This is a genomic window from Marinobacter sp. UBA2688, from assembly GCF_002352785.1.
Lineage (GTDB): Bacteria > Pseudomonadota > Gammaproteobacteria > Pseudomonadales > Oleiphilaceae > Marinobacter > Marinobacter salarius.
In genome coordinates this window covers 271,611-292,579 of sequence record NZ_DELU01000026.1, presented here as the reverse complement: position 1 = coordinate 292,579, position 20,969 = coordinate 271,611, and the positions used below count along the sequence as shown (strand labels likewise).

24 protein-coding genes are annotated in these 20,969 nt (G+C 59.0%); 9 read left to right on the top strand and 15 right to left on the bottom strand.

What is annotated here, in order from left to right:
- The first annotated feature begins 157 nt into the window (after nt 1–157).
- Together B3M52_RS16810 and B3M52_RS16805 are read left to right on the top strand one after the other, a co-directional pair.
- Nucleotides 158–1,222 (top strand): endonuclease/exonuclease/phosphatase family protein, encoded by a 1,065-nt coding sequence (locus B3M52_RS16810; RefSeq protein WP_075195405.1) that lies wholly within the window; start codon nt 158–160, stop codon nt 1,220–1,222.
- Nucleotides 1,223–1,342: 120 nt separating this feature from the next.
- On the top strand, nt 1,343–2,707 hold the full coding sequence (locus B3M52_RS16805; RefSeq protein ID WP_075195404.1) for a glutamine synthetase family protein: 1,365 nt from the start codon (nt 1,343–1,345) through the stop codon (nt 2,705–2,707).
- 52 nt (nt 2,708–2,759) lie between these two features.
- On the opposite strand, the gene B3M52_RS16800 is transcribed toward B3M52_RS16805, so the two are convergent.
- Nucleotides 2,760–4,223, bottom strand: a complete 1,464-nt coding sequence (locus B3M52_RS16800; RefSeq protein ID WP_371915662.1) for an aldehyde dehydrogenase — start codon at nt 4,221–4,223, stop codon at nt 2,760–2,762.
- Nucleotides 4,224–4,483: 260 nt separating this feature from the next.
- Between B3M52_RS16800 and B3M52_RS16795 the strand changes: the two genes are divergently transcribed.
- Complete coding sequence (locus B3M52_RS16795) at nt 4,484–5,767, top strand: NAD(P)/FAD-dependent oxidoreductase (RefSeq protein WP_075195402.1); 1,284 nt, start codon at nt 4,484–4,486, stop codon at nt 5,765–5,767.
- Nucleotides 5,768–5,780: 13 nt separating this feature from the next.
- Here the strand turns inward: B3M52_RS16795 and B3M52_RS16790 are convergent, their stop codons facing one another.
- Together B3M52_RS16790 and B3M52_RS16785 are read right to left on the bottom strand one after the other, a co-directional pair.
- Nucleotides 5,781–6,275, bottom strand: coding sequence for a gamma-glutamylcyclotransferase family protein (locus B3M52_RS16790; protein ID WP_075195401.1), 495 nt, complete (start codon nt 6,273–6,275; stop codon nt 5,781–5,783).
- A gap of 19 nt (nt 6,276–6,294) precedes the next feature.
- Entirely contained in the window at nt 6,295–7,017 is a 723-nt protein-coding gene (locus B3M52_RS16785) for an FMN-dependent NADH-azoreductase (RefSeq protein ID WP_075195400.1), read from the bottom strand.
- Between the two features lie 121 nt (nt 7,018–7,138).
- On the opposite strand from B3M52_RS16785, the gene B3M52_RS16780 reads away from it, so the two are divergent.
- Complete coding sequence (locus B3M52_RS16780; protein ID WP_178380780.1) at nt 7,139–8,056, top strand: LysR substrate-binding domain-containing protein; 918 nt, start codon at nt 7,139–7,141, stop codon at nt 8,054–8,056.
- Between the two features lie 3 nt (nt 8,057–8,059).
- Here B3M52_RS16780 and B3M52_RS16775 read toward each other — a convergent pair whose 3' ends face one another.
- Nucleotides 8,060–8,695 (bottom strand): glutathione S-transferase family protein, encoded by a 636-nt coding sequence (locus B3M52_RS16775; RefSeq protein ID WP_075195398.1) that lies wholly within the window; start codon nt 8,693–8,695, stop codon nt 8,060–8,062.
- Between the two features lie 150 nt (nt 8,696–8,845).
- Between B3M52_RS16775 and B3M52_RS16770 the strand changes: the two genes are divergently transcribed.
- Nucleotides 8,846–9,802: a helix-turn-helix transcriptional regulator gene (locus B3M52_RS16770; protein ID WP_075195397.1), complete on the top strand. Its 957-nt coding sequence runs from the start codon at nt 8,846–8,848 to the stop codon at nt 9,800–9,802.
- Nucleotides 9,803–9,806: 4 nt separating this feature from the next.
- Here B3M52_RS16770 and B3M52_RS16765 read toward each other — a convergent pair whose 3' ends face one another.
- From B3M52_RS16765 to B3M52_RS16740, 6 genes are all read right to left on the bottom strand, one after another.
- Nucleotides 9,807–11,432, bottom strand: a complete 1,626-nt coding sequence (locus B3M52_RS16765) for a phytoene desaturase family protein (RefSeq protein WP_075195396.1) — start codon at nt 11,430–11,432, stop codon at nt 9,807–9,809.
- A complete protein-coding gene (locus tag B3M52_RS16760) occupies nt 11,429–12,067 on the bottom strand; it encodes a TetR/AcrR family transcriptional regulator (RefSeq protein ID WP_075195395.1) in 639 nt (212 codons plus the stop codon). The genes B3M52_RS16765 and B3M52_RS16760 overlap by 4 nt, the downstream gene beginning before the upstream one ends.
- Nucleotides 12,068–12,123: 56 nt before the next feature.
- Nucleotides 12,124–13,521 (bottom strand): PepSY-associated TM helix domain-containing protein, encoded by a 1,398-nt coding sequence (locus B3M52_RS16755; protein ID WP_075195394.1) that lies wholly within the window; start codon nt 13,519–13,521, stop codon nt 12,124–12,126.
- 39 nt (nt 13,522–13,560) lie between these two features.
- On the bottom strand, nt 13,561–13,914 hold the full coding sequence (locus B3M52_RS20040) for a DUF2946 domain-containing protein (protein WP_075195393.1): 354 nt from the start codon (nt 13,912–13,914) through the stop codon (nt 13,561–13,563).
- 167 nt (nt 13,915–14,081) lie between these two features.
- Nucleotides 14,082–14,855 carry a DODA-type extradiol aromatic ring-opening family dioxygenase gene (locus B3M52_RS16745; protein ID WP_075195392.1) on the bottom strand — a complete coding sequence of 258 codons (774 nt, stop codon included), beginning with the start codon at nt 14,853–14,855 and terminating at the stop codon, nt 14,082–14,084.
- A 16-nt stretch (nt 14,856–14,871) separates the two neighbouring features.
- The gene (locus B3M52_RS16740) at nt 14,872–15,309 is read right to left on the bottom strand and encodes a DoxX family protein (protein ID WP_036202534.1); all 438 of its coding nucleotides are present in this window, start codon (nt 15,307–15,309) and stop codon (nt 14,872–14,874) included.
- A 117-nt stretch (nt 15,310–15,426) separates the two neighbouring features.
- Between B3M52_RS16740 and B3M52_RS16735 the strand changes: the two genes are divergently transcribed.
- Nucleotides 15,427–16,317, top strand: a complete 891-nt coding sequence (locus B3M52_RS16735) for a LysR family transcriptional regulator (protein WP_036202536.1) — start codon at nt 15,427–15,429, stop codon at nt 16,315–16,317.
- Between the two features lie 14 nt (nt 16,318–16,331).
- Here B3M52_RS16735 and B3M52_RS16730 read toward each other — a convergent pair whose 3' ends face one another.
- The 4 genes from B3M52_RS16730 to B3M52_RS16715 all read right to left on the bottom strand — a co-directional run bounded on the left by B3M52_RS16730 (nt 16,332) and on the right by B3M52_RS16715 (nt 18,629).
- Nucleotides 16,332–16,817 (bottom strand): VOC family protein, encoded by a 486-nt coding sequence (locus B3M52_RS16730; RefSeq protein ID WP_036202538.1) that lies wholly within the window; start codon nt 16,815–16,817, stop codon nt 16,332–16,334.
- Between the two features lie 24 nt (nt 16,818–16,841).
- A complete protein-coding gene (locus B3M52_RS16725; protein ID WP_036202540.1) occupies nt 16,842–17,663 on the bottom strand; it encodes a YciI family protein in 822 nt (273 codons plus the stop codon).
- 96 nt (nt 17,664–17,759) lie between these two features.
- Nucleotides 17,760–17,972, bottom strand: a complete 213-nt coding sequence (locus tag B3M52_RS16720; RefSeq protein ID WP_036202542.1) for a hypothetical protein — start codon at nt 17,970–17,972, stop codon at nt 17,760–17,762.
- Nucleotides 17,973–18,014: 42 nt separating this feature from the next.
- Nucleotides 18,015–18,629, bottom strand: a complete 615-nt coding sequence (locus B3M52_RS16715) for a class I SAM-dependent methyltransferase (RefSeq protein WP_036202545.1) — start codon at nt 18,627–18,629, stop codon at nt 18,015–18,017.
- 129 nt (nt 18,630–18,758) lie between these two features.
- On the opposite strand from B3M52_RS16715, the gene B3M52_RS16710 reads away from it, so the two are divergent.
- Genes B3M52_RS16710 through B3M52_RS16700 form a run of 3 tightly spaced genes read left to right on the top strand, consistent with a single transcriptional unit; the run spans nt 18,759 to nt 20,165 of the window.
- Nucleotides 18,759–19,118 carry an NIPSNAP family protein gene (locus B3M52_RS16710; RefSeq protein WP_075195391.1) on the top strand — a complete coding sequence of 120 codons (360 nt, stop codon included), beginning with the start codon at nt 18,759–18,761 and terminating at the stop codon, nt 19,116–19,118.
- Nucleotide 19,119: 1 nt separating this feature from the next.
- Nucleotides 19,120–19,467 (top strand): antibiotic biosynthesis monooxygenase family protein, encoded by a 348-nt coding sequence (locus tag B3M52_RS16705; protein WP_036202549.1) that lies wholly within the window; start codon nt 19,120–19,122, stop codon nt 19,465–19,467.
- A complete protein-coding gene (locus tag B3M52_RS16700; RefSeq protein WP_075195390.1) occupies nt 19,464–20,165 on the top strand; it encodes an ArsR/SmtB family transcription factor in 702 nt (233 codons plus the stop codon). Before B3M52_RS16705 ends, B3M52_RS16700 begins: the two co-directional genes overlap by 4 nt.
- 49 nt (nt 20,166–20,214) lie before the next feature.
- Here B3M52_RS16700 and B3M52_RS16695 read toward each other — a convergent pair whose 3' ends face one another.
- Nucleotides 20,215–20,847, bottom strand: coding sequence for a glutathione S-transferase family protein (locus B3M52_RS16695; RefSeq protein ID WP_075195389.1), 633 nt, complete (start codon nt 20,845–20,847; stop codon nt 20,215–20,217).
- Nucleotides 20,848–20,969: the final 122 nt, after the last annotated feature.

Genomic DNA, 20,969 nt, shown 5'->3' with positions numbered 1-20,969 from the left:
GGTTAACTCCTTTTTTCGTTTTTCCTCGCTCCGTCACTCGCAGTGTAGTCGGCCCCGGGCCAGAGACAAAGCTGGCGATGATCAGGTCGTCCAGCAGAAGTTGTGTCAATCGTTTATGGTGTAGGTACAGATACACGACTCTGTCTCGGAGGCCTGTTTGATCGACTATACCCTGCTGACATTGGCCATCGCCCTGCTCGCGGTGACCGTCCTCGGCAAAGTGCGCCTTCATGACTGGTGGATCCGTGCCTGTGAGTTCCCCCGTGTTCAGATTGTCAGCCTGGCGGTATTGGTGGCGTTCGCAGCGCTATGGCTGGGGAACGATGGCCTGCAAAAGTGGGTGCTTGCGATATTGGTGGTGGTGCTTGCGTTGCAGCTGTACCGCATTTTGCCGTGGACACGCTTATGGCCCCTGCAGGTGCAATCAGCGGAGCCCGGCCAGGAAGACCGCTGTGTCACATTGATGATTGCCAACGTACTGACGCCCAACCGCAACAGCGAGGGTCTGATTCGCCAGGTCCAGGAACACCGGCCGGATGTGTTGCTGACTCTGGAATCGGATCAGTGGTGGGGCGATCAGCTGGATGCGGCTTTTGGTGACTGGCCGACCATTATCCGCGTGCCGCTGGAGAACCTCTATGGCATGCATCTGTATTCGAGGCTGCCGTTGGAAGAGGCCGAGGTGAGCTACCTGATTCAGGACGATATCCCTTCGATCCACGGTTGGTTGAGGTTACCCTCGCGTGATCGTGTGAAACTGCACGCCGTGCATCCGCGCCCACCGGCACCCAGTGAAAGTGAGGAGTCCCTGTGGCGGGATGCTGAACTGTTACTGATCGGCCAACAGATTCATAAAGATGGTTACCCCGCCATTGTCGCCGGTGACCTGAACGATGTGGCCTGGTCCCGCACCACGCGGCTGTTTTGCCGCGTCAGCGGCATGCTGGACCCGCGTCGGGGGCGGGGCATGTTCAACAGCTTTCACGCCGAACGCTGGTACCTGCGCTGGCCGCTGGACCACGTCTTCACCACCGAGCATTTTACGCTGGGCAGAATTGAAAGGCTCGCCCCCTTTGGTTCCGACCACTTCCCGATACTGACCACGCTGTGCTTCCGCCCCTCAAGAGCGGATGAGCACGAAGCTCCGGAAGCGGACCGCGACGAGCACCAGGAAGCCCGTGAGAACATTCGCGAAGGCAAGATTCGGGAGCAGGATGACTAGGCGCGCTGTGGTATGTCCCTATCTTGCAAATTGCCCCGGAAAGCAGGATAAAGGAGCCTTGAAAATCTCCTGTGCCGGCCCCTCGCCACAGGCCTGTTTGAGTTTTGAAAGGCTGACCTTATGGGTTCTGGTTTTGCGAGCGCTGACGCATTCCTTCAGGCACACCCCGAGCTGCAGTTTATTGACCTGCTGATCCCGGATATGAACGGCATTGTCCGCGGTAAACGCGTGGACCCTTCAACCCTGCCCAAGGTGTTTGAGCGGGGCATCGCGATGCCGGCGTCCATCTTTGCCCTGAATATCCAGGGCACTACCGTGGAAGAGACCGGTCTGGGCCTGGATATTGGCGAGGCGGACCGAGTGTGCCTGCCCATCGACGGTACTCTCACCATGGAGCCCTGGCAGAAGCGGCCGACTGGCCAACTGCTGCTGACCATGTATGAGCTGGATCGTGAGACGCCCTTTTTTGCGGACCCGCGCGTGGTGCTGCAGAGCATCGTCAAGCGGTTTGAAGAACTGGGCCTGACGCCGGTGGCGGCCTATGAGCTGGAGTTCTATCTCATCGACCAGGAAAACCTGGCCGGTCGCCCCCAGCCCCCAAAATCACCTATTTCCGGCAAGCGCCCGGCAGGCACCCAGGCCTATTCCATTGACGACCTGGATGAATACGCGGAATTCCTGGCGGATGTGCTGGATGCGGCCCATGAACAGGCGTTGCCGGCGGACGCCCTGGTGGCGGAATCCGCCCCTGGCCAGTTTGAGGTGAACCTGCATTACGTGGATGACGCCGTGCAGGCCTGCGACCACGCCACCCTGCTCAAGCGCCTGATCAAGAACATGGCCTACGACCATGAGATGGACACCACCTTCATGGCCAAGCCGTACCACAATCAGGCGGGTAGCGGCATGCACCTGCATGTCAGCCTGGTTGATGGGGAAGGGCGCAATGTATTTGCCGGCGACGCCGAGGAACCCAACGACATGCTGCGCTGGGCCGTTGGTGGGCTGGTGGCCACCATGAACGACGCCATGGCGCTGTTCTGTCCGAACATCAACTCCTACCGCCGGTTCAGCCCGGAATACTACGTGCCCAGTGCGGCGACCTGGGGTGTGGATAACCGCACGGCCAGCCTGCGCCTGCCGGGTGGGGATCCCGAGGCGCTGAGGATTGAGCACCGCGTTGCGGGTGCTGATGCCAACCCGTACCTGCTGATGGCGGCGGTGTTGTCGGGCATTCACTACGGTATTTCCAACCGCATCGAGCCACCGCCGGTCACCGTGGGCAATGCCCACGAACAGCACGAAGCCAGTCTGGTGAATAACCTGCGAGATGCGTTGCGGGAACTCGGTCAGTCGCCGGTGATGGCGGACTATCTGGGCAGGGAATTTCTGGATGTGTTCGTCGCCTGCAAGGAGCACGAACTGAACGAGTTCGAGATGACCATTTCGGATCTGGAATATCTCTGGTACCTGCACACGGTTTAGTTGCTTCCCGTCATCCGATAACGGCGCCTTAGGGCGCCGTTTTTCGTGGGAACTATTCAAGCACCAGCCAGGTGGCCTTCAGTTCCGTGTACTTGTCGAATGCATGCAGGGACTTGTCGCGCCCGTTGCCGGACTGCTTGAAACCGCCGAACGGTGCAGTCATGTCGCCGCCGTCGTAGTGGTTGATCCACACACTGCCGGCCCGCAGTGCCTTGGCCACTTTGTGGGCGGTATTGATATTGGAGGTCCACACGGCGGCAGCGAGCCCATAGATGGAATCGTTGGCAATCTCAATGGCCTCCTCGGCGGTGGTGAAACCGATCACCGAGAGCACCGGCCCGAAGATTTCCTCCGAGGCAATGCGCATGCGGTTGTTCACGCCATCGAACACCGTGGGTTGCACGAACAGACCTCCGGTCTCTGCCATCACTCGTTGACCGCCTTCCACCAGTGTTGCCCCTTCCGACTGGCCAATGCCGATGTAGTCGATGATGCGATCAAGCTGAGCCTGGTCGACGATGGCGCCGCAGGTGGTTGCCGGGTCCAGTGGATGGCCGGGGCGCCAGGTTTTCAGGGCCTCGCGGATCAGCCCAACGAATTCGGTGCGGACACTTTCCTCCACCAGCAAACGGCTGCCGGCGGTGCAGACTTCGCCCTGGTTGAAGGCGATGGCACTGGCGGCTTCGGCGGCGGCTTTTTTCAGGTCCGGGGCATCCGCAAACACGATGTTGGGGCTCTTGCCGCCGGCCTCCAGCCACACCCGTTTCATGTTGGACTGGCCGGCGTAGACCATCAGTTGCTTGGCCACGTTGGTGGAACCGGTGAACACCAAGCAGTCCACGTCCATGTGCAAGGCCAGGGCCTTACCCACGGTATGGCCGAAACCGGGGAGTACGTTGAACACGCCGTCGGGTATGCCGGCTTCGGTGGCCAGTGCCGCCAGGCGAATGGCTGTGAGCGGCGATTTTTCCGAGGGTTTGAGGATCACTGAGTTCCCGGTGGCCAGCGCCGGCGCGATTTTCCAGGCCGCCATGATCATCGGGAAGTTCCAGGGCACGATGGCGGCCACCACACCCATAGGCTCCCGGGAAATCATGCCGATCTGGTTATGGGGCGTGGGGGCGAGTTCCCCATACACCTTGTCGATGGCTTCGGCGGTCCAGCGTATGGCGCGGGCGGTGGCCGGTACGTCCACCGTACGGGCATGGCTGATGGGTTTGCCCATATCCAGGGTATCCAGCAGGGCCAGTTCGTCGCCGTGGGCTTCGATCAATTCCGCAAAGCGAATCAGCACAGCTTTGCGTTTGGCCGGGGCCAGCTCACGCCAGTCGCCGCGCTCAAAGACTTTTCGGGCGATGGCTACGGCTTTGTCCGCATCGGCTTTGTCGCAACTGGCCACTTGGGCCAGTTCGCGGCCGTTTACCGGGCTGATCGACGGAAAGGTTTCACCGTTTACCGCCCAGCGATAACTGCCCTTTACATAGGCGCGGCCCTCTATGGCGAGGGTGTCGGCCATTGCCTGCCACTCGGGCTGGCTAGTGGGTGTTCCGGAAATGGCATTGGTGGATACAGGGTCAGACATGGCGGCCTCGAAGGCAAAGGAATGGCGTCATCATAGCAGGTGTTTGAGCCGCGTCGACGGCCTTCCATATAGGTACAAGAACGTGTCTTCCCGTGGGCTGAAAGCCGGCATAGACTGAGTTCGGCGGGCAACAGGATTGCCCTTTTCATTGCCTGCCAAAGAACCCTTTTTGATAACCCATTTGGCACAACTCCATGACCCAGCATTCCCCGGTTCCATCCTATTACGCGGCATCGGCCAATCCGGCCCCTACACGGCCGGCGCTTCAGGGCGTTTGCGAGGCTGATGTGTGCGTGGTCGGTGCTGGTTACACCGGGTTGTCGACCGCATTGTTCCTGGCCGAAGCCGGTTTCAGTGTGGTGGTGCTCGAAGCCGTTACCGTGGGCTGGGGTGCCTCCGGTCGCAATGGCGGGCAGATCGTCAACAGCTTCAGCCGTGACCTCGACGCAATCGAACGCCAGACCACAGCGGATCACCTGACCCACTTGGCGTCCATGGCGTTTGAAGGCAGCCAGATCATCCGTCAACGGGTACGGGACTACGGCATCCAGTGCGACCTGAAAGAGGGCGGCGTTTTCGCGGCCCTGAACGCACGGCAGCTCGTCCATCTGGAGGATCAACAGGCACTCTGGCGGCGGTTCGGGTACGGGGACCTGGAACTGCTAGACCGGGAAGGAATTCGTGCCCGGGTTGGCACCGAGCGCTACGTCGGCGGCGCGGTTGATCACACCGGGGGCCACATTCATCCCCTGAACCTGGCCCTGGGCGAGGCGTCTGCCCTGGAATCCCTCGGTGGCGTGATCCACGAACATTCAGCCGTTACTGACATTGTTCATGGCCAACCTGCCACGGTGAAAACCGATCAAGGCGAAGTGCGGGCAGGGTTTGTGGTGCTGGCGGGCAATGCCTATCTCGGCGGACTGGTGCCGGAACTGGGCGCCAAGTCCATGCCCTGCGGCTCTCAGATCGTCGCTACCGAACCGTTGGACGATGCCCTCGCCAGACAACTCCTGCCGCAGGACAACTGCGTGGAAGACTGCAACTACCTGCTGGATTACTTCCGCCTGTCCGGCGACAAGCGGCTGATCTACGGCGGTGGTGTGGTCTACGGCGCCCGAGACCCGGCCAACATCGAACGGCTGATTCGCCCCAACATGCTGAAAACGTTCCCGCAGCTGGCCGATGTGAAGATCGACTACGCCTGGACCGGCAACTTCTTGCTCACCCTGTCACGCCTGCCGCAAATGGGCCGGCTGCAGAACAACGTGTTTTATTCCCAGGGCTGCTCTGGCCATGGCGTAACCTTTACCCATGTTGCGGGCAAGGCGTTGGCAATGGCCATCCAGGGCCAGGCCGAGCGTTTCGACGCCTTCGCCAGCCTGCCGCATTACCCGTTTCCGGGTGGGCGGGCGTTTCGGATACCTTTGACGGCAATAGGGGCCTGGTATTACGCGTTGCGGGATCGGTTGGGGGTGTAAGGAAGCCGGCAGCCTATGTGTTGCTGTAAATCGACAGCTCCCGGGCGTGCCGCTCTGGTTTGGGGTCATCAAGGGACTCCACGGCTTCAATCTGCGCAATGTAGTCCGCCGGCAAGCCGTTTTCCCGGGCGCCGATGAGCACGTGGTCCTTGTACCAGTGGAAGGGTTTAAGTGAGTTGTTGATGCGGGTGGCATAATACATCCAGGCGTGCAGGGTGCCTTGTTCGGTTTTCAGCTCAACCTGCTTCTCATCGTAGCCAAACCCCAATGCCTCATGCCGGTCCAGGTCTGGTTTCTCTGAATCATCAATTTCGTACACCACGCCGGTCACCCAGTCCCCCGGGTTGCCGGTCTCTTCCGCGTTGCATTTGGCGGAGCCGTCGCTGGCGGATTTGTGGAAGCGGAGCCGATGGGCTGTAAGCTCTGCGACAGCTATGTATCGGGCTGATGGAACCCGGGCCTGGAGTCGTCGTTGCGACATGTTGGAGCCATAGCTGAAGCAGAGCATGCAATGTCCTTGTTGGCGATTACATCGAGCCTACCAGTGATGACGACGTCATGGCAGGTGTCGCCTTGGTGAGTGTTTCCTGCAACGCCAGCACCAGTTCATCCACCTGTTGTTCTGCCTCGGCAACGGATTGCGCCAACACCTCGCCGCCTTCCTCCTGATTTTCAATGGCAATGCTGTGCACATTGGTGATGCCTATAAACTCAAGCACCGTGGTCAGGCCTGGCTCAAGGTGATTCATATGTGCCAGCTCCCCTCCAGGCTCGAATCCAGCCCCGCCACGGGAAGACAGGATAACCGCGTGGCGGGGGCGGTCTGCTAGCAGTGCTGTGAAGGGGGCTTCTGGGGTGGATGGGTCGTACTCCACGGTCCTGCCCATACGAACAACCAGGTCCACCCATGCTTTCAGAGCCGCTGGCATACCAAAATTATAGAGTGGCGCACCAATGACCAGGATGTCCGAGGCGACCAGTTCATCGATCAGTTGGTCACTTTCTGCCAGTGTGTCGTTCATCCAGGGCTCGTGCTTTTCGGGCGGAGTAAAGGCCGCCTGTATCCATTGCTGATCAATGAAGGATGGGGGCGTGCCGCCGATATCGCGGTAGGTCACGGTATCGCCAGGGCGTTGAGCCTGCCACCGGGAAACTAACCGGTGTGTCAGGCTGCGGCTGTGGGAGCCGTGTTCGTGGATGCCGGCGCGGCCAGGGCGGGCAGAGGCGTCGAGTTGCAGGATATGAGTCATTTTGGGCTCCATCAGGTTGTAAGTAAATTCATCTGTTGTTGACAGTGAATTAAGCCTAAAACCATACTTAAAGGGCCACAAACGATGATTTTTCGCACCTATAGATGAGACAAATTCACCCATGAACCCCCGTCGTCTGCCTTCGCTATCCGCCTTGCGAGCCTTTGAGGCTGCTGCCCGCCATGAGAGTGCCAAGCAGGCTGCCCAGGAGCTGTCGGTGACCGCCACGGCCATCAGCCATCAGATTCGCGGGCTTGAGGAGGCACTGGGGGTTGAGCTATTCATTCGCAAACCCCGGCAATTGGTGCTGACGTCCCAAGGGCGAGAACTGCAGGAGGTGCTGGGGGCTGCGTTCGATAACATCGGCAATGCCATAGAGCGGCTGAAGGCGGTGCCATCGCGCCAGGCGGTTACTCTCTCGACCACGCCGGCTGTGGCGGTACGTTGGCTGCTATCCTGGGTGTGCATGTTGCGAGACAGCCATCCGAACATTGATCTGCGCATCCACGCCTCACACGAACCAGTGGCCCTGGACGGGGTTACGGCGGATCTCGCCGTTCGCTACGGTGATGGTCATTGGCCGGGTTTGGTCGCGGAGAAGCTGTTCGATAACACGTTTATACCGGCTTGCAGCCCCTACCTCGGGCTGAAACGGCCTGAAGATCTGCCCAACCATCCGTTGATTCACTTTCGTCCCCAGCAGACCATAGTCAACCCGATAGATTGGGCGGGTTGGCAGAAACAGGCGGAAATATCGGGGTTGGATGTCAGTGCCGGGTTGGTGTTTTCGGATGAAACCCACGCCATCTCCGCTGCGGTAGGTGGCCAGGGCGTGGCGTTGATGAGCCGGCCGTTGATTGAGGATGAGTTGGCCGAAGGTCGGCTGGTGCAGCCCTTCGGCCCGGAGCTTGAAGGTAAGCCTTTCTATCTGGTGTACCCGGAAAGCCGCCGGCAGGACCCGACGATACTGGCTATCCGCGACTGGGTGCTGAATGTCCCCGGCGGATTGTGCCTAGTATCGCCGGCTGCTACCGCCTGATCGTCAGGCTGTGACAGCTTTCATCGACTCCACCAGGGCATCATCCAGCTCATTGGCACGCTTGGCCGCTGGCCGGCTTTCCGTGCGTTGGATGTATTCCTGGAATACCTTGTTCGGCGGAATGTTTTTCTGCATGGTTTCCCACCACAGGTAACTGCTGACCAGCACATCCGCTGCGGTAAACGCGTCACCGCAAATGTAGGGACTCTTGCCCAACACTTTCTCCAGCGTGTTGATACTGTCTTCCACCCGGCCGCAACCGACGGCCTGCACGTTTGTGCTGTCGATCTTCCAGCCGTGGGCCAGCGCACTGGTAGCCATCTCGAAAGGGCCCGCCATGAAAAACAGCCAGCGGTAATAGGCGCCACGTTCCGGAGAGGCAGCCGGTGGGGCAAGCTTCTTGTCCGGGAACTGGTCCGCCAGGTAAGCGCAGATGGCCGCCACCTCGGTCACAATGGTGCTGCCGTGTTTGATGGCGGGCACCTTGCCCATGGGATTGATGGCCAGGTATTCCGGGGTTTTCATGTCCGGGCCGAAATCCATCGTCTCTACCGTGTAGGGAATACCGACTTCTTCCAACATCCAGCGCACAACGCGGCCACGTGACATGGGGTGGGTGTAAAAGGTGAGTTCCGACATGCTGATCTCCTTTTCAAGCCTGTGTTTTCAGGGGAATGGGTTACTGCGAGATCAGATTAATGTGGAAATAGGCCAATATCTGTCCTAGATAAATGGGAAGATGTATTTTTAATGTAAATAACCGGAAAAGCTGCCAGGAGGAAGGCGACCATGTCTGGTCCCACGACGCGTGTGTTAACCGTGCTGGAGTTGTTGCAGACCCACGGTCAGATCGGCGGTGCCGAACTGGCGGAGCGGTTGGGCGTGGATCGGCGAACCATCCGACGCTACATCACAGTGCTCGAAGAGCTGGGCATTCCGGTGATGACCGAGCAGGGGCGCTATGGTGGATACCGACTGGTGGCCGGTTTCAAGTTGCCGCCGATGATGTTTACCGACGAGGAAACCCTGGCGGTTTCTCTCGGGCTGCTGGCCGCCCGACAGCTTGGGCTGGCGGATGCGGCGCCGGCCATTGCCAGCGTGCAGGCGAAGCTGGAACGGGTAATGCCGGCCAACCTGAAAAAGCGGGTACGCGGTGTCAGCGACACCACTCGGGTGATCCTTCCCCGGGGCGAGCCCAGCCTGGACGACCGCGCCCTGCAAACCCTGACCGTTGCCACGGAAGCGATGCGCTCGGTGGGGTTTACCTACCACTCCCCGGACCACGGCGGGATCGACCGCAGCGTGGATCCCTACGGCCTGGTGTTCCGTCAGGGGCGCTGGTATTTAACTGGCTTTTGCCATCTCCGCCAGGCCATGCGCTCGTTCCGGCTGGACCGCATCAGCCATGTCCATCTGTTAACGGCCACTTTTCAGCGGACACCGGATTTTGATGCGGCGGATTTCCTGAGTGAGAGCTTCCTGTCCTGGGGGAGTACCCACGAGGTATCGCTGGTGCTCCATACGGACCGTGAGTCGGCCTCAGCCGTGTTTGGTTTTCACTCCTCCTGTGCGGAGGGATTCGAACAGCGTGAAGATGGCTTGTTGCTAACCACCCAAACCGACAGCTTTGAGTGGTTTTCCTGGTGGCTGGCACAGCTCCCGTTCCGGTTTACCATCCTCAAGCCGGATGGGCTCAAGGATGCGTTGCGGGAACATGCCACGCGGTTGCTGGAATGTTGTGAGTGAGGATTTACCCCACAAACATCCTCTTCGCCAACGGCAACCCCTTCAGGCCACTGACCGCCACGGTGGCGAGCAGGCCGCCGATCATTGCCCCGGCCACACCGCAGGTCATCACATCCTGGCCGGTCAGGTACAGGCCGGGAATGCGGGTCTTGGGCTTCAGCCAGTCCTGTTCAAAGCGGCTGGGCGAATGGTTCAGGCCATAGATCTCGCCCTTGCTGTAGCGGCAGAAGTAATCGGTAGACAGCGGCGTCGACAGCTCGTAGTAATCCACCTTGCCTTCCAGATGCGGGAACTTCTCATACAGCTTCGCCAGTAGCCGCTGGGCGTAGGCTTCTTTCTTCGCCTCGTACTCGTCACCACGCTTGCCCCAGGTCTCGTCCGCCCAGTCCTCGTACCAGTCATAAGGCCCGGGGGCGACGATCTCGATCGTGGCGCGGCCGGGATAGCGCTCGGCAAAGCTTGGGTCTTTGGCGGAAGGGAACGAGATGTACGTCAGCGGAATGTCGTGTTCGTCCGGCGCGGCCACAAAGTCGCTGACCTGCTTCTCGTAGTTGGTGCCCGGATAGATCCAGTAATTGGTCTTCGGCAACTTCAGGTTCTCAGCGGTATCTTCCAGGCCGATGTACAGGCAGTTGCTGGCCATCGAGCGTTCCACGGTTTTCAGCTTTTCCTGGTAATAGTCCCGGTGGGGTGAGGTTTCCGGCAGCAGTTTGTCGAACGTGTTGAATACGCCGGCATTGCTGATCACCAGCGGGGCACGAACGTCCTCGCCGTCTGCCATGCGCACACCCACGGCCTTGCCTTTTTCGATCAGAATTTCTTTTACGTCGGCATAGGTGAACACTTCCCCGCCACTCTGCTGGATGACCGGAATAATGGTCTTCGCCATTTCAGAGGCACCGCCGATGGGGTAGTAGCCGCCGTACAGGTAGTGGCGGGCAATCAGGGCGTGGATGATGAAACTGGATTCTGCTGGTGGCAGGCCGTTGTCGCCCCACTGGCCGGTGAGCACCGCGATCAGTTCCTGGTTGTTGGTCAGACTCTCCAGAACCTCTCGTGTAGGCTTGTTGAGGAATGCAGGTGCGGTGCGGTCGACCAGCTTGCGCAGGGGCCCGGCTGCCAGGTCCGGAAGTACTTTGCCGATCACCAGCCCGGGCATGGCTTTGGCCACTTGCCGTAGATAACCCAGGTAGGTATCTATGGCCTGTTCCTCGCCGGGAAATTCCTTCTTCAACTCTGCTTTGAAGGCGTCCGGGCCGGCGACAAGATCCACGTGGCGGTTACCAATAAAGATGCGGTCAAAGTGGCTGTCCATGGGCGCCCACTTCAACTGGCCGTCGGTAATGTGGTCGAACAGGCGTTTGCTCAGGGTGTGGTCCGCGCCCACATCCCCAATGTAATGCACACCTACATCCCATTCGTAGCCGTTGCGATCGTAGCTGTGTGTAAAGCCCCCGGCGGTGTAGTGCTGCTCGAACACCACCACTTTCTTGCCCATTTTGCTCATGCAGGCGGCGGTGGTAAGCCCGCCAATACCGGAGCCGATGACAATGGCGTCGTAGTGGCCATCAAGACGATTGGCGCGATAACGGCGCCCGACACGGATAGTACTGGGTTTGGGGCTACTCATGATGTGGTGTCCTTATTGTGTTGTTTGTTTTCGGCAATTGAGCCATCGAGCAGGAGTGTGACAACACCTTCGGTCAGGTGAGGTTCCGCCTTCGTGCTGGGCAGGTGCCCGTCGATAGACAACTGGGACAGGCCATGTACCAGGGACCAGGCTGCAGCTGTCATCAGTGACAACGGAATCGGTTTGACGTAATCGACCGCCTGCGCTTGTGCAATGGTGTCTTCCAGGACTTGGAAAGCTCCCTTTCCGGCGGTGTCCAGGCGCGGGTGAATGCCTTTGGGCAGCACCCGCCCGCCAAACATCAGCCGGTACAAATTGGGTTCGTCCCGGGCGAACGACACGTAAACCAGGCCGATATCAATCAGTGCCCGCCTGGGGTCGCTTTGATCAACGGCGAGCAGTCGTTCCCGTAGTGCACTGAAACCGGTAGTGGCGAGCTCTGCGAGCAGGCTGTCCCGGTCAACGAAGTGTCGATACAGCGCAGGTGCACTGACCCCAATCTGCTTGGCCAGGGCCCGCAGGCTGATCGCCGTATCGCCATGTTCCCGCAGAATTTCGAGGGCTAACTGGTGCGCCTGTTGAGGCAGGTCACCATGGTGGTAATTGGTTTTGAGTGGGGTGGAGCTAACAGTCATAAGTTATCACCGATAACATTGTTACCGGTGATAACATCACAGGGTGCAGGAGATTGTCAACTGTATTCGGAGGTTGCTTGTTCGCTTTGCTTGTAGCTCCGGAAGGTCAGCAACCCATCCACAACAAGAAACACCACAAGACTGACGCCCATCACCGGCGCAAACCATCCCAATCCGACCGCAATCAGCGCCATGGTCAGTAGTGCCAGGGGCGGTGCCTTGAGCAATTCTGTCCACACCCGCTGGGCGGATCGTTGATTGGATGTCCCTCGCGTCGGGCGCTTCAGCCACCACATTCGATAGCCCAACGCGATCATCACGCACAGCCCCAAGGCGCAGGCCGCCACAAAGAGCTCGTTGGCCAGGCCAAACAGAATGCCCATGTGGGCGTCGATGCCCCAGCGGGTGAGTTTGGCGGCGATCGGGAAGGTTTCGAAATCCACCCGGTCGGTCACAGTCATGGACTTGGGATCAAACGCCACCATATCCACCTGTGTCGGCCAGCTGCGGTCGATTTCACGAACCACCCAGGCGCGGTTGGCGTCTGCCGCCGGCTTGATTTCCACCATGCCGGCATCGATGCCCGCAGCCCGGGCACGTGCCAGTACGGCATCGTAGGTGGCTGCGTTGTCCCTGCCCGCGGCCATTGGCATGGCCATTCCGTGACCGGCGTGTTCACCATAGCTGTGAGCCTGAGCGGCTGCTGAATCGACGATCTGCGTGTTCAGCCCTGGTGTGCCCCAATCCAGTTGCGCGCGCAGTTCGGCAATGTTGGCGCCGGCCCACTTGGACCAGGTCAGGCCGGTTACCGAGAAGAACAGAAAGGCCATCAACAACACCACGCCAATACGACTATGCCATTTGCGAAGTGTGCTTCGGTCCGTGTCCTTGCCGCTTCGGCTGGTTGAGCGGCGTCGCCACCAAAGGAACAGGCCACCCAGTGCCACCAGCCAGAGCCAGGAAGCGGCCAGTTCGCTGTAGTAGCGACCAACCTCACCCAAGTGTAAGTGCCGGTGTACATAATCGATCCAGATGCGGAACGGCAGGGTGCCGCTGGTGCCGTAAACCACCAGGTCACCGCGAATTGCCAGGGAAACCGGGTCCACAAATACTGCCTGATGTTCGTAGGGTTGCAGGCCCTCCACCACAAACATGACCCGCGTGGTTTGTCCCGCTTCTGGTGCCGGGCGGACTGCAGCGAGGGCGGCGTCGTTGCCAATATGGCTCCGTGCAGCCCCGATCTGGTCGGCCAGTGGGTGAGCATCGCCAGTGAACTCGGTGGTCAGTTCGGTGTGGTAGAGCCAGCTTTCAATCTGTGGCGTCAGTGCGAACAGCGCGCCTGAGAGGGCGGCCACGAATATAAACGGGCCAACGAGAAGTCCTGCGTAGAAATGCAGGCGCAAAAGCAGAGTGTATCCCCAGCGCGCAGCGCCGGTGGAGCGTGATTCGTTCATAGTCTTCCTCACTACGGATTTAAAGGGAAAGTGCGGAGGTCAGACGATGAGCGGTGGGGCGCGAACAGGCGCGTTGGGAAAACTTGGAATGCCCCGTGGGGCAGAGATCGAGGTCAGCGATGCAGGGTGACGGCTGCCAGGATGGTCTGAAGGCGCACCTTGGGCGCCCTGGGGTGACATGGCCGGCAGTTTGGTGAGCAAAACGCAGTAGCCACAGTCCCCATGGGCCAGGTGTTCGAGCGGGTCAGAATGCTTGTCGGGGGCGTGCTCTGGTGGGTGGCCGTGGCGTTTGTGCTTGGCGTGATGGGAAGGCTCGGCAGAGTGATGCGTTGGTTCGGCGTGCTGGGGCAGCTGGGCTTTGGTGAGCAATGGCCCCAGATAGATGAGCAGCATGGATAGCAGGGCTATCCATACAGGCCATCGATTGTGCCGTTGTAGTGTCACATTCCACCCGCATCCATGGGGCTGGTCATCCCCGCGTCCGTTTTGCTGCAGGAACTTTACCGTTATCGGTCAGTTCAGGGCAACGGAATTAGATACGGCAGCAAAGGTTCCGGGTTTCAGGCATTGCGAAAGATAAAGGAATCCATCGACAGCACACCATGCTCAATGCCGCCCTCGAGGACCGAGCCGCGTGCGTCGGGGCCAGCGGCACCCAGTGCAACCAGCAACGGCAGAAAGTGCTCCGTGGTGGGGTGTGCGCGTTGGGCATGGGGCGCGAGCGCCAGAGTGTTTATCAGGCGTGCCTGGTCGTTCTCCAGAACCGCTTCACGAACCCATTGGCTAAAGGCCTTTGCGTACTCTGCACTGTTGTTATCCCTCCAGCGTACCTCGTAGAGGTTATGAGTCAGACTGCCCGAACCGACGATCAGCACACCTTCCTCTTGCAGCGGCGCCAGCACCTGGCCCAGTTGGTAGGCGGACTGGCTGTCGAGGTTCGCTGGCAGAGAGACCTGGAAAACCGGCACCGACGCCCCCGGGTAAAGGTACGTCAGCGGCACCCAGGCACCATGGTCAAGACCGCGTTGGGCATCGGCGACGGGCTTCCATCCGGCATTGTCCAGCAGAGATAGAGCCTTCTTTGCGAGCGAGGGATGACCATGCGCCGGGTACTCCAGTTCGTACATGGCGGGCTCAAAGCCTCGAAAGTCATGGATGGTAGCCGGTACCTCTGACAGCCCCACCTGCACTTCCTGTGTCATCCAGTGGGGCGACACCACCAGCACCGCAGTTGGTCGGGGCAGTTCCGTTCCAAGCTGCGAGAGGGCCGGGCCTGCCAGGCCCGGCTCCAGTGCAAAGGTGGGAGCGCCGTGGGATACGAACAGACTGGTCATGGCGCGATACTCCTGTTTATTTCGTTGCCAAACGGTCTACGGAAGCGTGCCCGGCACCGCTAAACAGCAGGGAAGCTGAAGCCGCCAGTAGTGCCAGCGCGAATTCATAACCGTTGTTGCTCATGAACAGGCCATTCTGGAAATGCACGCTGAAGATGGCAATCAACATGGCGAAGGCCAGTGCTGCACTGGCGGGACGAACCAGTAGCCCAATAATGAGCGCCAGGCCACCCAGGAACTCGGTGCCACCGGCCAGAAGAGCCATGAGGTAACCCGGGCTCAGGCCAATGGAATCCAACCACTGCCCAGTGCCTTCCAGACCGTAGCCACCGAACCAGCCAAACAGCTTCTGGGCGCCGTGAGCCACGAAAATGATGCCGACGGGAATGCGCAGGGCAAGCGCGCCCCAGCCAGCGTTGGTGTCGAGCAGTTTGTTGAGGAATGTATTGTTCATGATCCTGTTTCCTTGTGTATGAGATGTGCGTTGAGCATGGGGATACTTTACGAATATCTTATTTTGGGATAAACATGCTTTTATTGGATTAACTGTCTCAAAAATCGGAACAATAGAATGGATAGATTGCTGGAGATGCAGACCTTCTGCGCCGTTGTGGACGAGAGCAGTTTTGTGGCCGCCTCGGAGGCAATGGGGATGTCGAAAGCCGCCGTATCCCGCTACGTTGGTGAACTCGAATCCCGGCTTGGGGTGCGGCTTCTTCACCGCACCACCCGGCGACTGTCGCTGACCGCGGAAGGGGAAGTGTTCTACGTGCGATGCCGGGAACTGCTGGCGGGAGTGGAAGAGGCGGAGGCAGAACTGACCTCACGCAGCGGCGTCGCCAAGGGTGTGTTGCGCATCAATGCCCCGGTGAGCTTTGGCATTCGCCACCTGGCGCCCTTGTGGGGGCAGTTTCATAGTGAATATCCGGATGTGGAACTCAACATCGACCTGTCCGACCGCATTGTGGATATTGTTGAGGAAGGCTTTGATCTGGCGATCCGAATTGCCAGCTTGAGAAATTCCACCCTGGTCAGCCGGCGTCTCACCACCACGCGGCTTGTTGTATGCGCCTCTCCCGGATACCTCAGCGCCCACGGCATGCCAGAACATCCCGAGGAGCTGATCCATCATAAGATCATCGCCTACAGCAACCTGGCCACGGGTAACGACTGGCATTTTGACGGCCCCGATGGATCAGTGAGCACACGGATACGCCCCTGGATGCATGCCAACAACGGCGAAACCTGCTGTGCCGCCGCCCTGGCCGGTCAAGGTGTGATCCACCAGCCCAGTTTTCTGGTGCAGGATGACCTGGACGCAGGCCGACTGGTGGAGCTGATGCCGGATTACCGCTCCGACGAACTGGGTGTGTACGCGGTCTATCCCACCCGCAAGTTCGTCACTCCCAAGGTGAGGGCGCTGGTGGATTTCCTGGTGTCGGCGTTTCCGGAGGTTGTGTAGGCGTGGCTGTGTTTCTACCCCCGCCGTGCCGCCTCAATAGCCGCAACATCGATTTTACCCATCGTCATCATCGCCTCGAAAACCCGTTTCGCGGTTGCGCGGTCCGGGTCGGCAATGGCGTCCGACAGCACCTGCGGCGTAATCTGCCAGGAAATACCCCACTTGTCCCGGCACCAGCCGCAGGCGCTTTCCTCGCCGCCGTTGCCCACAATCGCGTTCCAGTAGCGATCGGTTTCCTCCTGATCCGCGGTGGCCACCTGGAATGAAAACGCTTCGCTGTGCGTGAAGATGGGGCCACCGTTGAGCCCGAGGCAGGGAATGCCCAGCACGGTAAACTCCACCGTCAGTACATCCCCTTCCGAGCCTGATGGGTAGTCTGCCGGCGCATGATTTACAGCATCCACGGACGAATCCGGGAAGGTTCTGGCGTAGAAATTTGCCGCCTCCTCAGCATCGCCGTTGTACCAGAGGCATATGGTGTTTTTCGCTCGCTTGGTCATTGTATGGCTCCCGGTTGTTGTCATTTACTGGCACTGCTCAAGCCCGCTGCTGATCATCCACTGGACCCCAAATCGATCCTTGGTCATTCCGAAACGATGAGCCCAGAAGGTCTGTTCGAACGGCATGATCTCTGCGCCTCCTTCGGACAGTGCCCGGAAAACCCGCTCCGCCTGCTTGGTATCATCGTATTCAAGGTGGATCTGCGTACCCTGCGGCGCCTGATAACAGTCTCCCGCCATATCCGCCCCCATCAGCCGACGGCCACGGATGTTAAGGGAGGAATGAACAACGCGGTCGTGCATTTCCTTCGGCACATCCTCTGCCGCTGGCGTTTCGCCGTAGGTAATCACGGCTTCCAGAGTGCCGGCGGTGACCTTCGCATAGAATTCCATGGCTTCCCGGCAGTTGCCGCCAAACGCCACGTGCACGTTCATCTCCCGTGGCAGTTTTTCCTGCGAACGATGCTTCTCAAGTGCGGGGCTGGGCGCGAAATCCTCCAGCGTAAAGTAACGGCGTAACTCAAGGGTGACATTGCCGCCAGCATCCTCTTTTGGCCACTGTTTTGCCCAGGCGATGGCGTCTTCAAAAGAATCCACCTCAAGCACACTGTAGCCGGCCAGCAGCTCGCTGGTCTGCTCGAAGGGTCCGTTGACAACAGTTGGCTCACCGTTGCGGAACTGAATGCGGCAGCCTTCGCGGGTGGGCCACAAACCGTCGCCACCGGTAAACACCCCTGCCTGCGTCATACGCTCGTTATAGTCCGCCATCGCCTGCAAGAGGTCATCCGTGGGCATTACGCCATTCTCGGTGTCCGCATCGGCCTTGCGCATCAGCATGTATTTCATGTCGTCGTTCTCCAGTGATTGTTGGTGGTTTCACTGGTTAGTCGCGTGGGACGGGACGAAATCGACAGGGGAAGGAAAAATTTTCAGGAACGTCGTTTACTGTGCGTCTTTTGCCTGTTCCGCCGCTCGTTTGTTGTCCCGTGCGGTAAAGCCCCAGCCAACGGCGGCAAGGAGAATCAACCCGGTAATGATTGGTGACACCTCCCCGAACGAGACTACCGCGCCGATGACAGACGCCACGGCTGCAACGGCAGACAGTTTCCAGGAGTAGCCGCTGGTTCCGGACTGTTTTTGGGGGACTTCTGCCATACTAAATCCTCGTTGAGCCAACAGGGTTCTCTGTTGACGGGGTCACTTCCGGGCCACCAAAAACACTGACGACTTACCCGGCTGCCATTCATAATCGATGCTGAACCCTGCCTTGGCCAGCATCGCTACCAGTGATTGCCGGCTAAAGCGGTTCACGAACGGCGCCAACCCCACCGCCTGCATGGCTGGAATCAACAGCCGCCAGAGCACCATCAGTTCGCCCACCAGGGCGGTGCTGGAAACAAAAACGCCACCGGGTTTCAGCAGTTCATGAACCCGGGCAATCGCCGTTTCGGGGTTTTCCAGCAGATGGAGAATATTGAGCCCCAGCACCGCATCAAAGGTTTCCGCCTCCAGCGCCAGAGTTTCCATGGTGCCCTGCTGAAAGCGCACGTTCTCGACACCAGCATCCCGGGCTTTCTGTGTGGCGATGTCCAGCATTTTGCCGGATATGTCGGTCGCAAGAATTTCTTTTACATAGGGCGCATGAACCAGGGCAGTGCTGCCGGTTCCACAGCCGAACTCCAGTACCGACCAGTCTGGCCGGAAATATCCTTGGGTGATGTCGAGTTTTTTCCGGTAGGTTTCCTCGTCCCGCACCGGGCTTTTCGCATATCGGGGTGCGCTCTTGTCCCAGAATTCCTTTGAGGCCTTCATCGTGCAAACGCTCCTGTAAGCAGGCTGTCAGTAAAATCTGTCCCGGATTCACTTCGGTCCACAGCGAAACATTCGCATTGAATTAAGTTGCACAATAGGCGCCTAAACTAACGGTTCAGGAGGCTTTCAATGCCCATCGTTTGCGTCATTCGCTATCAGATAGACCCCTTCCAGAAAGAGCAGTTTAAAGTTTACGCCAAAAACTGGGGTGACATCATTCCGCGTTGCGGCGGTGACTTGATCGGCTACTTCCTGCCCTCGGAAGGAACCAACGACATCGCCTGGGGCCTTATCGGGTTTGATTCTCTTGCAAGCTACGAATCGTATCGGTGTCGCCTGAAGGCGGATGAGGCCGGAAAAAGGAACTTTGCGCTCGCTGAATCCCAGCGCTTTATACTACGGGAAGAGCGCAGCTTTGTGGAAGCCGCCGAAGGCACCGTGAATGTACCTTCAACACGTCGTTGCTCTGACTCTGTGGAGGAGATCTAAAATGTTGGCAGTGATATTTGAGTTGGAACCACGCCCGGGTAAAACCGCCGAATATCTCGATGAAGCAGCCGCGTTGGCGCCGCTTTTAGAACAAATAGACGGCTTCATATCCATTGAGCGTTTCGAGAGCCTCACGCACCCTGGCCGGATACTGTCCCTGTCGCTCTGGCGGGATGAAGCCGCTATTGCGCAATGGCGGAACATGGAAGCCCATCGTCACGCCCAGGCCAAAGGGCGGAGTGAGATCTTTTCCGACTATCGGTTGAGAGTGGCGGACGTTGTCCGGGATTATGGGCTTTCTGATCGATCAGCAGCGCCTAACGATTCAAAGGCTCATCATAACTCGTGAACACGAACGAAATTGCCCGAATAGCGTCACTAGTGGGAGTTCCTGCCCGCGCTACCATGTTGCTGGCACTCATGGATGGCCGTGCGTATACCGCGCATGAGTTGGCGAGAATAGGAGGGGTTTCTCCTCAGACCGCCAGCGGACATCTGTCGCTTCTGATTGAGGCGGAGTTGTTGGTGTTGCTGAAACAAGGGCGGCATCGCTACCATCGCCTGGCATCAAGAGAGGTAGCGACAATGCTGGAGGGCATCATGCAGGTCGCCGCGTTGGGCCGGAAACCGGCCAGGGTCGATACCGGTCCACGCGATCCCGGCATGAGGCGGGCAAGGATGTGTTACGACCATCTTGGTGGTCGCCTGGGTGTCGCCGTTGCAGACTATTTGATGGCAGAGCAAGCCATTGTGCTCGAACCTGATGGGGGCGCTCTAACAGACCGGCTACAGACAGCATTGGCGCCCATTGGTTTGTCGTTCGGCCAGCCCCAATCTGTTAACTCCGTGCCTTTGTGTCGCCCATGTCTCGACTGGAGTGAGCGCCGGTTTCACATAGCCGGCCCTTTGGGACAGCAGATTTGCAACCACCTGCTCGATAACGACTATCTGCGACGGCGTGAAGCAGGTCGGGAATTGAAAGTGACTGCGAAAGGCGCCACAGCCTTGTGCCGCTGGTTGGGTGCGGCACGCTGGAGTGAGGTGTGATTGTGGCGAAGCGGTTTCCGAAGACCGTGGACAATACCCCTGTTAACCCTCAGCCGCTGCTTTCCATCGCAGCGAACGCTTCAGCGATGGTTGGCGGAGCTGTGGGGCGGGCGTACATTGCCTTGAGATAGTCCCGCAACCGCGGAGCGCCCGCAAGCATCTCCTCTGTGTTGGCCCAGTCCAGTGTATATGCCGCGTTGAAATCCGCCACGCTTAGCCGGTCGCCAACCATGAACTCGCGTTCCGACATGTGCCGTTCAAGCACCTCTATCATTTCCAGGCATTCCTGTCTCGCCAGCTCGACATCCTGAGGTATTCGCTTCTCGTCCGGGTAAACGAACGTGTGGCGGGCGATGCGCCACAAAGGTTGTTCGACCTCGGTCACAAGGAAGAACATCCAGCGGTACATCTGTGCCCTGTCTTCCAATGTCTCGGGAATGAATCCGGCCTGAGGGTATTTTTCGGCCAGGTAGAGCTGAATTGCGGCCGATTCAGTTAACACAAGGTCCCCATCCACCAATACCGGCACCTTGGCGGCAGGGTTGAGAGAAAGAAAGTTCTGTTGGTGATGCTCATCCTGCATAAGGTCTACCGGGTGCAGTTCGTGCTCAAGGCCCAGTTCGTTAAGCAGCCAGACAACGCGCAAGGCGCGGGTTGGGGGTGTTCCGTATAATTTCAGCATTTCCTGCTCCTCCGATGCGTGGGCACCGTTTGTTCGATGGGTTCTTAATTAAGTCGAACCGGAGCATGTGAAATCGACATCACATTGTAATTTTACCTTTGAGCAATGATTGAAGTTAACGA

Bases quoted from the DNA above. Each gene is read 5' to 3' on its own strand.
- B3M52_RS16705 (WP_036202549.1), top strand. From the start codon at position 19,120: ATGTTGGCAGTGATATTTGAGTTGGAACCACGCCCGGGTAAAACCGCC.
- B3M52_RS16755 (WP_075195394.1), bottom strand. From the start codon at position 13,521: ATGAACGAATCACGCTCCACCGGCGCTGCGCGCTGGGGATACACTCTG.
- B3M52_RS16735 (WP_036202536.1), top strand. From the start codon at position 15,427: ATGGATAGATTGCTGGAGATGCAGACCTTCTGCGCCGTTGTGGACGAG.
- B3M52_RS16795 (WP_075195402.1), top strand. From the start codon at position 4,484: ATGACCCAGCATTCCCCGGTTCCATCCTATTACGCGGCATCGGCCAAT.
- B3M52_RS16695 (WP_075195389.1), bottom strand. From the start codon at position 20,847: ATGCTGAAATTATACGGAACACCCCCAACCCGCGCCTTGCGCGTTGTC.
- B3M52_RS16760 (WP_075195395.1), bottom strand. From the start codon at position 12,067: ATGACTGTTAGCTCCACCCCACTCAAAACCAATTACCACCATGGTGAC.
- B3M52_RS16790 (WP_075195401.1), bottom strand. From the start codon at position 6,275: ATGCTCTGCTTCAGCTATGGCTCCAACATGTCGCAACGACGACTCCAG.
- B3M52_RS16780 (WP_178380780.1), top strand. From the start codon at position 7,139: ATGAACCCCCGTCGTCTGCCTTCGCTATCCGCCTTGCGAGCCTTTGAG.
- B3M52_RS16745 (WP_075195392.1), bottom strand. From the start codon at position 14,855: ATGACCAGTCTGTTCGTATCCCACGGCGCTCCCACCTTTGCACTGGAG.
- B3M52_RS16710 (WP_075195391.1), top strand. From the start codon at position 18,759: ATGCCCATCGTTTGCGTCATTCGCTATCAGATAGACCCCTTCCAGAAA.
- B3M52_RS16740 (WP_036202534.1), bottom strand. From the start codon at position 15,309: ATGAACAATACATTCCTCAACAAACTGCTCGACACCAACGCTGGCTGG.
- B3M52_RS16775 (WP_075195398.1), bottom strand. From the start codon at position 8,695: ATGTCGGAACTCACCTTTTACACCCACCCCATGTCACGTGGCCGCGTT.
- B3M52_RS16785 (WP_075195400.1), bottom strand. From the start codon at position 7,017: ATGACTCATATCCTGCAACTCGACGCCTCTGCCCGCCCTGGCCGCGCC.
- B3M52_RS16730 (WP_036202538.1), bottom strand. From the start codon at position 16,817: ATGACCAAGCGAGCGAAAAACACCATATGCCTCTGGTACAACGGCGAT.
- B3M52_RS16715 (WP_036202545.1), bottom strand. From the start codon at position 18,629: ATGAAGGCCTCAAAGGAATTCTGGGACAAGAGCGCACCCCGATATGCG.
- B3M52_RS16720 (WP_036202542.1), bottom strand. From the start codon at position 17,972: ATGGCAGAAGTCCCCCAAAAACAGTCCGGAACCAGCGGCTACTCCTGG.
- B3M52_RS16770 (WP_075195397.1), top strand. From the start codon at position 8,846: ATGTCTGGTCCCACGACGCGTGTGTTAACCGTGCTGGAGTTGTTGCAG.
- B3M52_RS16805 (WP_075195404.1), top strand. From the start codon at position 1,343: ATGGGTTCTGGTTTTGCGAGCGCTGACGCATTCCTTCAGGCACACCCC.
- B3M52_RS16800 (WP_371915662.1), bottom strand. From the start codon at position 4,223: ATGGCCGACACCCTCGCCATAGAGGGCCGCGCCTATGTAAAGGGCAGT.
- B3M52_RS16725 (WP_036202540.1), bottom strand. From the start codon at position 17,663: ATGAAATACATGCTGATGCGCAAGGCCGATGCGGACACCGAGAATGGC.
- B3M52_RS16765 (WP_075195396.1), bottom strand. From the start codon at position 11,432: ATGAGTAGCCCCAAACCCAGTACTATCCGTGTCGGGCGCCGTTATCGC.
- B3M52_RS20040 (WP_075195393.1), bottom strand. From the start codon at position 13,914: ATGCTGCTCATCTATCTGGGGCCATTGCTCACCAAAGCCCAGCTGCCC.